Annotated in this window: 9 protein-coding genes and 1 tRNA gene; 9 read left to right on the top strand and 1 reads right to left on the bottom strand. The window is 43.4% G+C overall.

Going from position 1 to position 12767, the window contains the following annotated elements; all coding sequences use genetic code 11:
• Positions 1-160: 160 nt before the first annotated feature.
• A tRNA-Lys gene (locus tag FFM82_RS06795) sits at positions 161-233 on the bottom strand.
• A gap of 342 nt (positions 234-575) precedes the next feature.
• On the opposite strand from FFM82_RS06795, the gene yycF reads away from it, so the two are divergent.
• The 9 genes from yycF (at position 576) to FFM82_RS06840 (ending at position 12702) form a co-directional block, all read left to right on the top strand.
• On the top strand, positions 576-1283 hold the full coding sequence (gene yycF / locus FFM82_RS06800; RefSeq protein ID WP_137645109.1) for a response regulator YycF: 708 nt from the start codon (positions 576-578) through the stop codon (positions 1281-1283).
• Positions 1284-1296: 13 nt separating this feature from the next.
• Positions 1297-3171 (top strand): cell wall metabolism sensor histidine kinase WalK, encoded by a 1875-nt coding sequence (gene walK, locus FFM82_RS06805; RefSeq protein WP_137645110.1) that lies wholly within the window; start codon positions 1297-1299, stop codon positions 3169-3171.
• Positions 3152-4477 (top strand): YycH family regulatory protein, encoded by a 1326-nt coding sequence (locus FFM82_RS06810; protein ID WP_137645111.1) that lies wholly within the window; start codon positions 3152-3154, stop codon positions 4475-4477. Before walK ends, FFM82_RS06810 begins: the two co-directional genes overlap by 20 nt.
• A 12-nt stretch (positions 4478-4489) precedes the next feature.
• Positions 4490-5344: a two-component system regulatory protein YycI gene (locus FFM82_RS06815; protein ID WP_137645112.1), complete on the top strand. Its 855-nt coding sequence runs from the start codon at positions 4490-4492 to the stop codon at positions 5342-5344.
• A 136-nt stretch (positions 5345-5480) separates the two neighbouring features.
• Positions 5481-6296: an MBL fold metallo-hydrolase gene (locus FFM82_RS06820; protein ID WP_137645113.1), complete on the top strand. Its 816-nt coding sequence runs from the start codon at positions 5481-5483 to the stop codon at positions 6294-6296.
• Positions 6297-6408: 112 nt separating this feature from the next.
• Positions 6409-7671 (top strand): S1C family serine protease, encoded by a 1263-nt coding sequence (locus FFM82_RS06825; RefSeq protein WP_137645114.1) that lies wholly within the window; start codon positions 6409-6411, stop codon positions 7669-7671.
• Between the two features lie 633 nt (positions 7672-8304).
• The gene (rlmH, locus tag FFM82_RS06830) at positions 8305-8784 is read left to right on the top strand and encodes a 23S rRNA (pseudouridine(1915)-N(3))-methyltransferase RlmH (RefSeq protein WP_137645115.1); all 480 of its coding nucleotides are present in this window, start codon (positions 8305-8307) and stop codon (positions 8782-8784) included.
• A 255-nt stretch (positions 8785-9039) separates the two neighbouring features.
• Positions 9040-10968: a site-specific DNA-methyltransferase gene (locus FFM82_RS06835; RefSeq protein WP_137645116.1), complete on the top strand. Its 1929-nt coding sequence runs from the start codon at positions 9040-9042 to the stop codon at positions 10966-10968.
• Complete coding sequence (locus tag FFM82_RS06840; protein ID WP_137645117.1) at positions 10969-12702, top strand: DEAD/DEAH box helicase family protein; 1734 nt, start codon at positions 10969-10971, stop codon at positions 12700-12702.
• Positions 12703-12767 lie beyond the last annotated feature (65 nt).

A 12767-nucleotide genomic window follows, 5' to 3' on the forward strand; every position in this document is an offset into this window, starting at 1 on the left:
CTGGAAAAAATAAAAAACGCGTGGTTTCCGGAATTAATCCTAGTTGGGTAATCCGGGAGTCACGACGGGATTCTTGTATAAGTATCAAAAAATTTGTGCATAAAAAAATCAGCTTTCACGGTGGATAATCACGGCGTGAAAACTGATTAGTGGTTTGTTATGGGCAGTCAGGGGATCGAACCCTGGACCCACGGATTAAGAGTCCGTTGCTCTGCCAGCTGAGCTAACTGCCCATGTCGTTTTGTTGAATCGGAATAACTCAACGAAAAATATAATATCATGAATATCGGACTCTGACAACACTATTTTTGAATTTTTTTTCAAAAACTGCGATTTTTTTTGAAAAACGGTAAAAAAGGGTGGCTTTAAGCCGGCAATTATTTCCCGGGAAATACTGTGACCACGCGGATTGCCCCGTGAGAAAGCTTACGATATTTGTGCTATACTAAAAATAGCGCTGAAATATCATTCAGCCCACCTGACGCGGTAATTTTTTTAACAACTTACCGTAATTTATCGAAGCTCCACCAAAAAATAAAAGTAAACCTGTTTTCCCCTAAGGAGGAAGAATCGTAATGAAGAAAATCTTAGTTGTTGATGATGAAAAGCCAATTTCTGATATTATGAAGTTTAACCTGACCAAGGAGGGTTACGAAGTCCACGTTGCAGCCGACGGTGAAGAGGCCTTACAAAAGGTCGACGAGGTTCACCCGGATTTGATCTTACTGGACTTAATGTTGCCGAAAATGGACGGGTTGGAAGTCGCCCGGCAAGTTCGTAAAAACTACGACATGCCAATTATCATGGTCACGGCCAAGGATTCCGAATTGGATAAAGTCTTGGGACTGGAATTGGGTGCCGACGACTACGTCACCAAACCATTTTCAAACCGGGAACTGGTTGCCCGGGTCAAGGCAAACTTGCGGCGTCAAGGCACCCCGGCGGCTCAACCAGCGGAAGTTGAAGAAAATTCGGATATCGAAATTGGTGACTTGGTTATTCACCCGGAAGCCTACATGGTTTCTAAACGCGGTGAAAATATCGAGCTGACCCACCGGGAATTTGAATTACTGCATTATTTAGCCCAGCACATTGGCCAAGTGATGACCCGGGAACATTTGCTGCAAACGGTTTGGGGCTACGACTACTTTGGTGACGTGCGGACCGTCGACGTAACGGTTCGGCGTTTACGTGAAAAGGTCGAAGACAACCCGAGTCACCCGAAATGGTTAGTGACGCGGCGGGGTGTCGGCTACTACCTACGCAATCCAGAAAATGAGTAGAGGTTATTAGACCGTGCTGAGATTTAAACGGAGAAACTTTTTTAAGTCGATCAATTTTAAGATTGCGCTCGTTTTTGCGTTATTACTTTTAATCACGCTGGAAATCGTGGGTGCGATCTTCGTACGTCAACTAGAATCGACCAACATTCGGCAGTTTAAGTCAACGGTGCAGATCCCGACTTACGTGGATAATTCGTTGGCGGAACAACTGGCGTCTAATAAAACGACGAAGGCCAATAATCAAATTAAGACCATTTTGTCGAATTATAATTACAACAATATTGATGAAATCCGCGTCATTGACAGTAAGGGGACCATTCGTGGGACCAACGATGTCAATGATCAGGGAATTGTCGGCCAAAAAACGACCGACCGCAACGTTAAAAATGCGATTTATAATAACCGCTCGTACACCAAGAACACCTACGACACTCAAAATAATGGTCGCTACTATATTTCAATCGTGCCGTTGTATACGTCCAGTTCGACCGGTAATAATAGTCAGCTGGTCGGGGTGCTATACGTGCGGGCGAACATGAAGTCGGTTTACAGTACCATTAACACGATCATGGGTATTTTCGTGGTTGCGTCACTAGTGGCGATGGTGCTCGGGCTGGGCATTGCCATCATTATTGCCCGGGCAATTACCCGACCAATCGAAGAAATGAAACAACAGACCCAGCGGATCGCGCGCGGCGACTATGCCGGCCAGGTCCGGGTCTATAGTGACGACGAATTAGGGCAGCTGGCGCGCGCCATTAATAACTTGTCGATCCGAGTCGAAGAGTCCCAGGAATCGACCGAAGCGGAACGGCGGCGGCTAGACAGCGTTCTGTCGCATATGAGTGATGGCGTGATTGCGACCGACCGCCGCGGTAACATTACGATCATTAACGAAACGGCTTCCGATTTCGTTGATTTTAGTGCGGAAAAGGCCATTGGTAGTTCAATCCTGGACGTACTGAAGATTCGCGACGACTACTCGTTACGCGATTTAATCGAAACGCAGGATGAATTGATCTTAGACTTCTCGTCAAACGAACGCGATTTGATCCTAAACGCCTACTTCTCGTTGATTCAACGGGAGTCCGGCTTTATTAGTGGGCTGGTCTGCGTTTTACACGACGTTACTGAACAACAAAAAATTGATAATGACCGTAAACAGTTCGTTTCCAACGTGTCCCACGAGTTGCGGACGCCGCTAACGAGTTTGCGGAGCTACATTGAAGCGTTGAGTGACGGTGCCTGGAAGGATCCTGAAGTGGCCCCCGGCTTTTTGAAGGTCACCCAGGAAGAAACTGACCGGATGATTCGAATGATCAACGAACTGTTGAGCTTATCACGGATGGATTCCGGGACCACCCGGGTCGACATGGAACTCGTTAATATCAACGAGTTATTTAACTACGTGTTGAACCGCTTTGACATGATTTTGAAAAAGGATGACAACCCGGCGAAGTATTATACGATCAAGCGTGAGTTTACCAAACGGGATCTGTGGGTCGAAATCGATACCGATAAGTTCACCCAGGTGTTGGATAATATTATGAACAACGCCATCAAGTATTCTCCGGACGGCGGGGTCGTCACCTGCCGCTTACTGGAGACCCATAACCAGGTCATTATTAGCATTAGTGACCAGGGACTGGGGATTCCTCGGGCCGACTTAAACCACGTCTTCGACCGCTTCTTCCGGGTCGACAAAGCCCGTTCGCGGGCGCAAGGTGGGACCGGACTAGGCTTGGCGATTTCTAAGGAAGTCGTTCAAATGCTAGGCGGCCGGATCTGGGTCGACAGTGAAGAGGGTAAGGGCTCGACGTTCTACATTTCGTTGCCTTACGAACCATATGAAGAGGAGGATCTTTGGGATGACGACGCACAAGTTTAGACGCCTCATTTTACCGACCATCCTGACCCTGCTCATTGCGCTCAGCGTGGTTTTATCGGTTTACATCTGGATGAACCCGTCGCGTTATGAACGTGAAAGTAAGGTTAGCACGACGTCGTCCAATTCAACGCTGGCAACGCGGACGGTGGATGATATTTACCTACCGACGCAGTTAATTTATACGGATAGTAATAAGAAACAGTCGCTGCTGATCAACCGCAACGTTAGTCTGGTGGCGCAGTTCAAAGAACAGATCAGCAAGTGGGACGCCAAGAGTATTTCAAAAGTCCGGACGGCGTCGGCTGAGAGTTATACGGCGTTACTCAATGGTGAAGATACTTACGTGCTGAACTTTCCGGATAGCGTAACCGTCAGCATGTTTAACACCACCTTTAAGCAAAACTTGCGGAACTTCCGCTCGTCGCAGTTCAGTCGCATCGTGATTCCAATTCATGATCAGGACCACCTATACCTGTTAAATGATAACCACCACGCCGTTTACAGCGTCCGCTTGGAGAAAAAGTCGTTGAGCGCGTTGAAAAAGGTACTGGCTAAGGATCAGGTGACGCAGATTGCCGTGCGGATGACCTACGCCAATAACGTGACCCGCTTGGACTATACGAAGGACGTCAAGATGCAGTCCTACAGTTACTTACGGAGCCAGTCGGCGGCTAGTGAAATCGCCAACCGCTTATTAGACGCGGACGGTAACTCGACCGTTTCGGTGCATAACCGCAGCGGTAAGCAGGAATATACGACCGGGAGTTTCAAACGGATGACCGTTAACCCGAAGTTGGGGACGGTTTACTTTGAAGATTACAGTGATTCCGGTGAATCCCGTCAGTTATCACTGACGACCCAGTTGCAGCGGAGTTATAAGTATTTAAGTACTCTCGGCGTACCGATGGATAATATTCGCTACTACGGTTTTGATTCGACCAGCAGCAGTGTGATTTATCGGAGCTACGTTGAAGGCTTCCCAATTTTTAACCAGACCGAAAACGGCGACGTCCGGATTCAGCTGACGGCTAACGGGCTCGACCGCTACTACTTCTCGCTGTACAGCCTGCAAGTGCCGGTACCAACGACGGGTAAAAAGCAGTCGGTGACGTTACCAAGTTCGGCAACGGTTCGCAAAAAACTGTTAGCGGCTGGTTATAAGGATAATAAAATCGGAACGGTCGAACTGGGTTATCAATGGTCGCAAAATAAGTCGTCCAAACTAGTGATCGACTTAACGCCGACGTACTACGTTAACTACGATGGTAGTTGGAAAACGTATACGTCGATGCTTAGCGGATCTTAAGGGGGCGGGCGCATGAATTTTCGAAGAATTGAGTGGATCTTCCTGGTGGCGTTTGTCGTGCTGGATATCTTTTTGATATTTATGTTCGTCCAGACCAGTTCGACCACGTCGGCTAAACCGTCGCGGGATACGGTAACGACCGTTATCAGCGAGATGCGGGCCGATAATATTAGTTTTAAAAATCCGGATAACAAGGAAGGTACCGGCTACTACATTGCCGGGAGTAACGACAGTGGGCTAAAAAAGCATACCAGTCAGTTATCTGAACAAAACACCCGGGTGCAAAGCAACGGTAAGCTAACTAGCACCTTGCGTGACCCGCAGACGATTGATAAGAAGAACGCTAAGCAGGAACTGACCGCGTTCATCAAGCAGTCGGGGAACGTGATCAACGGTGACCAGTACGTTTATGATGACCAGCAGTCTTCCGACGGCGACTACGTCTTTGTTCAGAAGGTGGCGGATGGTGAGATTCTGACCAATACGGGTCAAATTCGGATCACGGTCGACAAGGATAATCAGTTGACCGGCTACACCCAGAGCTACGTGGCCCACGTGAAGACCCTGCGTGAAAAGGCGGTCACCATTAGCGAGAAAAAGGCGCTGGTGGCACTGTATCAATATAATCAGGTCTCAAATAACTCGCGCATCGTGTGGGGGCGGCTCGGCTACTCACGGCTATTACAGCTGAAGGACAGTAGCGTTTACGTGCCGACCTGGATCTTTGCCGTGCGGAGTAAAAATAGTTCGAACGTGAGTTTACACCGGATCAACGCCTTTACGGGTGCATCCATGAAAAGTAATACGACGAGCACCACTGAAAATGAAGCCAGTTCGTTGGAGACGGCGGCCGGCCTCATTTGGTAAGTGCGGCTCGTGATGGAGGGCTCTCAAAGCGGGAGCCCTTTTTAAATGGCTGCGGAGCGCGACCTTTGCAACCCTGCTAAAAGCGTGTATCATGATTAGATAGTAGCTGATTTCAGAGATGGGAAGAACCGAAAAAATGGTATTAAAATTAGCAACAGATGACATGAAAGTGAGCGTACTCGCGTCCGGGAGTACCGGCAACGTGACGTACATTGAAACGCCGGAACACAAGGTCTTGGTGGATGCCGGGTTAAGTGGTAAGAAAATTACTAACTTAATGGCCTCAATCGGTCGCGACATCAACGAAGTCGACAGTTTGTTCGTGACCCACGAGCACACCGACCATTGCCATTCCGCGGGGATTTTGGCGCGTAAATACGGTTTGGACGTTTATGCCAACCAGGGCACCTGGGACGCAATGGCGCATAAAATCGGCAAGGTCCCACCGGAACTCTGCCACGTTTTTGACCCGAACACGACGTTAGGCTTGGGCGATTTGGATATCGAATCGTTCAGCGTATCGCACGACGCCGCCGAACCGCAATTTTACGAACTGCACCACGCCGGCAAATCCTTCGTGATCATTACCGACACCGGCTACGTTTCCGACCACGTTGAGGGCGTCATTCGTGACGCCGACGGTTACCTGTTTGAATGTAACCACGATTTGGAAATGTTGCGGATGGGTCGCTACCCGTGGCCGCTCAAACAACGGATTTTAGGTGACGAAGGTCATTTATCCAATGAAGATAGTGCGAACGCCTTAATGGACGTCATTGGTAAGCGGACGAAGCGCATTTACCTGGGGCACCGTAGCCAGGATAATAACATGAAGTCACTGGCACACTTAACGGTGGCGTCGATGATGAAGGATCGCGACTTCGGTGTCGAACACGACTTTCAGATTTACGATACGGATCCCGAACAAGCCACCAAGTTAATCACACTATGATGACGAATTAATAATTACACTAACGTTCAGTCATAGAAAAATCACACTTTTTAGCTAAACTAAACTTAAAAATCAGCATTAGTAGGGAGGGATCGCGTTTCGACGCGTCATTATGGCCAATAAATCATTGATCAAAGTTGCAGTCACCGCGTTAGTTGCCGGTTTAATCGGCGGTGGGGTGGCGTACGGCGGCATTAACATGCTACAAAATACGAACATCGCAACGTCTAGTACTAGTGTTCCGACCGGTTCCAATAAATCGGGTTCAACGGGGACGACTAACGTGAAGGTTAACGTTAGTTCGCAGGCTACCAAAGTTTTCAAGGATAATAAAGCAGCGGTGGTTTCCGTGATTAACTTGCAAAAGCAAAGTACGAACAGCGGTTGGAGTGGTATCTTGGGTGGCGACGACGGGTCGTCGAGTGATGATTCCAATTCAAGTTCGAGCTCCAAGAGTAAGTTACAAGAATATAGTGAGGGTTCCGGCCTGATTTATAAGAAGAGCGGTGACGCGGCCTACATCGTGACCAATAACCACGTGGTCAGCGGTTCGAACGCGGTCCGGGTCATCATGAGTAACGGGACCAAGTTAGACGCGAAAATCGTTGGGACCGATTCCGTGACCGACTTAGCCGTATTGAAGATCAATTCTTCAAAGGTTACCAAGACGGCCAGTTTCGGTAACTCCGACAACATTGAAGTTGGGGAGAGCGCCTTGGCGATCGGGTCGCCATTAGGCTCAAATTACGCCACGACGTTGACTGAAGGGATTGTTTCCGCTAAGAAACGGACGGTCGCTACGACCAATACGTCCGGCCAGCAGACCGGGTACGCGACGGTTATTCAAACCGACGCTGCCATTAACCCCGGGAACTCCGGTGGTCCGCTCTTCAACTTAGCCGGCCAAGTTATCGGGATTAACTCGATGAAGCTGTCTTCGGATAGTTCTGGGACCAGCGTTGAAGGGATGGGCTTTGCCATTCCAAGTAACGAAGTCGTCAAGATCATCAATGAATTGGTGAATAACGGTGAAGTGGTTCGGCCAGCCTTAGGGGTTGCGACCTACGACTTAGCGAACATTTCGCAAAGTGACCGCCGCTCCGTGCTAAACTTGCCAACTAGCGTGACCAAAGGGGTCGTTGTGATGAAGACTTACAGCGGTTCACCAGCAAAAGCGGCCGGCATTAGCAAGTACGACGTGATCACCGAGCTGGGTGGTAAGAAGGTTACTAGCTTAGCAACCTTGCGGACGGCGCTTTACAGCCACGAAGTCAACGATACGGTGAAGGTCAAGTACTACCACAATAGTAAGTTGAAGACGACCGACATGAAGTTGACGGAAACTACCAAAGCGTTAACTAAACAGAGTAACTAGAAGTTAAATTTTCATGAGCGTGTTCGGATGGACGAATCATCCGGACACGCTTTTTTTAGATTGGTATGGGTGATCGAGTACGGATACGGCGGATTTTGTGGACAAATTGGTTCAGGTTGCGAGTGTTTTTGCAACCGGTAAAACTGATAATTTTGAAAAACCCGAAGAATAAAGTTTCATAAAACGGTCTCAAAACGAATGTAATCGCCACTGCTTGAGCAAAAGCCGAACGAAATTCAAAAACTACAAGCGAGCATTTTTTGCAAGTTTTTTAATTGTGGAAAACTGTGGATAAATTCGGGGATAAAAAACGTCTCAATATTTAGTAGGTAATCAACGGCCGGAACGGTGTGGATTAGCCTTGTTTAAAAGTTATCCACAGGCGGCGTGGCTACTTGTGGATTGATTTTTATAAAAATATTTTCAAAGGGGCGAATTGCTGATATAATGGGCTTTATAAATACTACGGGCAAACAAATGTTGTGGTGGATAACTGTGGATAAGTCGATGAGGACTTGACAAATCAGTGACAAATAAATATTGTGGCGAACTAGTGTTCAACACAATATGTTGAAATTTAAGTTATGCACCTGTGGATAACTATGTTGATAACTTGTGTAAAGGTGGGAAATTATGAACATCAAAATTATTTGTGTCGGCAAATTGAAGGAAAAATATTTCAAACAGGGGATCGCAGAATATGCGAAAAGAATGAGTAAATTTGCGAAATTCCAAATTATCGAGGTTCCGGATGAAAAGGCCCCCGAGTCATTAAGTAACGCAGAGATGGCTAACGTGATGGCAAAGGAAGGCCAGCGGATTCTGGATAAGATTAAGGATCGTGATTACGTTTACGCGCTCGCTATTAAGGGGAAGGAACGTTCCAGCGAAGAATTCGCGGCTGAAATCGATAAGCTAACCACTTACGGTCATAGCGACATTGATTTTGTGATTGGCGGTTCGCTCGGGCTTTCGCCGGAAGTCCTTAAACGCGCCGACACCCAAATTTCATTTGGCCGCTTCACGCTACCACACCAGTTGATGCGGTTGGTACTGTCGGAGCAGGTGTACCGGGCGTTTATGATTAATATTGGGTCGCCGTATCATAAGTGATGCGAAAGCTACAGAGGTTTCAAATATAGGCTATGTAGTTAATTAGTTAATATACACTCATATTAACTGTTTGACGAATACCTTTAGTTTTTCTATTAGGTGAGATGCGTTGCTAAATGACTTCAAGAATTGAACATTTTTAATTGTAATATTAGATGGTAAAATCAATTAGGATAAGAGAATCGAAGATGTTCTTTGTCCAAAGACCTAATGTTATTTATTATATGATAACTTAAATGGAATGGGGTATATGTAATGAATGAAAATAAATTTGATTCAAGCACATTGAACTTTAGAACTTCAGCTGCAGAAAAAATAGCAAAATTATTTCCCAGTGTGATTAACGATGGTAAGATTAATTTTGATAAACTTCAAGAAATACTTTCGCCGGATTTAGAAGAAATGGGAAATGTTGAAAAATATGATTTTACTTGGAGAGGTAAAGGAAATGCTAAATTAGAGGCTGATGCACCTTCTGAAAAAACGACTCTAATTGCCAATAAGAGTAAGTCTAAAAATTGGGAAGATACTGAAAACGTGTACATAGAGGGCGATAATTTAGAAGTGTTAAAATTACTTCAAAAATCATACGAAGAAAGGGTTCAGGTTATTTATGTAGATCCTCCGTACAATACTGGCAATGATTATATTTACCATGATGACTACCATGATGGTTATGAGCATTATCTGAGAGAAACTGGACAGATAGATGAAGATGGGAATTCTACGACTACAAATAAAGAAACTAGTGGGCGTTTTCATACGGATTGGTTAAATATGATGTATCCAAGACTAAAACTTTCACGAAGATTACTGAAAGATAGTGGTGTAATTTTCGTTTCAATTGATAATAATGAAATAAAGAATTTATATAGCATAATGGATGAAATTTTTGGGGAAAATAATCGAATCGGAATTATCAGTAATACTAATAATCCCAAAGGTAGATCGGATGATAAGTTCATAGCAACCGCACACGAATATATTATTGTCTATGCTAAGAATATAGCTAAAACAAAATGGTATGGTTTTGAACCTACTGAAAAAATCACTAGACGTTATAACAAAACTGATAAAAATGACCGAAAATATAGAGAAATTGATTTAAGAAAGACAGGGGAAAAAGATCTTCGTGAGGATAGACCTAAGATGTTCTATTACTTTTATTACAATAAAAATACAGGAGATCTCTTTCCCAGCTATGAAACAAACGGTATGGATGGCTATATTCAAATTGTTCCTAAAAGAGAAGATGGAAAAGATGGTAGATGGAGATGGGGAATTGAAACAGCGAAGTCAAAAATAAACAAGTTACTTCCAAAATTCATGCCTACGCGTAAAATATGGGGAATTATGGAGAAGGATTATCTGGATGAAAGAACTCTAGTAAAGCCAACTAGTTCTTGGACTTTTACAGATGTTAATAGTGAACGTGGAACGGAACAGTTTATGAATTTGGGTTTCAATAAAGAGGATTTTGAAAAACCAAAACCAGTTGGTACCATTAAAAGATGTATTAATCTTGGTATGGATAAATCTGATAATATAGTTCTTGATTTCTTTGCGGGTTCAGCAACTACTGCGCAAGCCGTAATGGAGCTAAATTCAGAAGACAAAGGTAGTAGAAAATATATTTTGGTTCAGTTACCTGAAAAGACAAAAGAAACATCAGTAGCATTTAAAGATGGATATGTAACAATACCTGAGGTCTCAGAAGAACGAATTCGGCGGGCGGGAGACAATCTTTATAAAGCAATTAAGTCCAATGATGTAAGTTTGGATACTGGTTTTAGGGTATATGAATTAAAAAGATCTACTATAAATCGATGGGATCAGGATCCTCAATTATTTACACAGCAATTAACTATGTTACCCTTTACAGATGAATCTACAAATGATCAGCGTGCGCTGGAGATTGCTTTAAAGTCGGGAATTAGGTTAAATATAAGTCCCAAGGTTGATGGTGATAATTATCACTTTATATCTGATGATAAAGAGATTTTCGTTATTTTTGGTGAATATAGTATAGCGTTAATGGATAAATTGAATATTCAGAGAAAACTACAAAACGCAAAAGTAGTTTTAAAAGAGATGGACAATGGTTCGCCTGAAAAATTCAATTTGATTGAACTATTGAAGCAAGACTCAGAATTAAATAATCACTTCAGTTTGGAGTGGATTTAGATGCAGATTAATTATGAAAAATTAGGTTATCAAAAAAAAGCGGTTGAATCAGTTATCGATACTCTATCTGGCCATGACAGCACTATGGATAAGATTATTGTTGATCCCGAAATATTAGATGAGTCGGTTAAGAAAACTTTATTAGCTAATAACGGTAAATATCCAGATGATACGTACTTGTCTCCATTTCCACAATTTAATATTGAGATGGAAACGGGAACTGGAAAAACGATGGTATATTTGCAGACCATCGTGGCGTTGCATAAGCAGTTTGGTGAGAATAAATTTATCATTGTTGTCCCTAGTAGGGCCATCAAATCTGGAGTGGCGGATAGTCTTGACAAACTTAAAGACTATTTGAGTGACATTTATAATACTGATAAATATCATTACTTTGTTTACGACTCAAAACAAATAAGCAATTTACAAGATTTTGAGGGTAGTAGCTTTGAAATAATGCTAATGACTGTTCAAGCATTTAATAAAGGGACTAACGTTATTAATCAAGAGTATAGTGAAGGCTTTTTTGGTGGTCGTCCCCTTGATCAAATCACTAATTCTAATCCGATTGTGATTGTTGATGAGCCCCAATCTGTTGATGGTGCAATAGCTGGTAAAAGGGCGATCTCTTCACTAAATCCAAAAGTAGTTCTCCGTTATTCAGCGACTCATAAGGATGTACAATATCCACTTTTATATGAATTTGGACCGGTTCAGGCATACAAGGAGCATATGGTTAAACATATCGAAACTTTAGGTACTGATGTGGATACTGATGGAAATATACCCGTGGTTGAACTTAAAGAACAGCCTAAAAATAAAGATAATAAATTACGGGCAAAAGTGATTGCTTATAAGGCAGTTAATGGTGACTTTGACAAAAAGGTTATTACGTTGTCGATAAATGATTCATTGGCTAAAAAAACTAAGAATCCTCGATATAATGCTTTAGGATTAGTTGCAGAAATTAATGTTTTAGAATCGTTTGTTGAATTTGAAAATGGCTATCGAGCTGTGATTGGTTCATTAGAGGGTGAACGTGAAATATGGGTTACTTCTCAGATGCAAGCGATGATTAGAGATCATTTAGATCGTGAACTTAGAATGCAGAGTCAGGGGATTAAGGTACTCTCCTTGGTTTTTTTAGATGAAGTTAAGAATTACCGTATTTACACTGAGGAAGGCTCTAAAAGTGGTAGGTATGCTAAATTGTTTGAACAACTTTATACTGAAATATTGCATAGCAATCCTAAATATCAAGTATTAAATGATTATAATGTCCCTGTTTCAGAAGTACATGATGGTTATTTTGCTAAGGATAAAGTAACAAAAAAGAAACCAGAAATGTATCGTGATTCTAAGGGGGATAGTGTTAAAGATGAATCCGCCTATAACGCTATTATGGCAGATAAGGAGGGCTTACTTACTCAATATGTTCCCGGAAGGCCGGAAACAGATACTAAGTCGGCTAAGTTAAGATTCATTTTTACTCACTCGGCATTGAAAGAGGGGTGGGATAATCCAAATGTTTTTCAAATTTTAACTATCACGACGCCTAAGAACGATTTAACACGTCGCCAGAAGATTGGTCGTGGGTTACGGATACCAGTTAATCAAGAGGGCGAACGTGTTTATAATGATGATCAGAATGTTGTCACTATTTATGCTAATGAAACATTCGAACAATTTGCTGCGGGACTTGGGCCTAGAATAAAAAGTGTACAAGTTAAATAGAGACTCTGATTTAGTATAATTAAGGAAGTAAATTGGAGGATCAAATAATGACGAAGCACAGTTAT

This window comes from Lactiplantibacillus plajomi (assembly GCF_005405405.1).
GTDB lineage: Bacteria > Bacillota > Bacilli > Lactobacillales > Lactobacillaceae > Lactiplantibacillus > Lactiplantibacillus plajomi.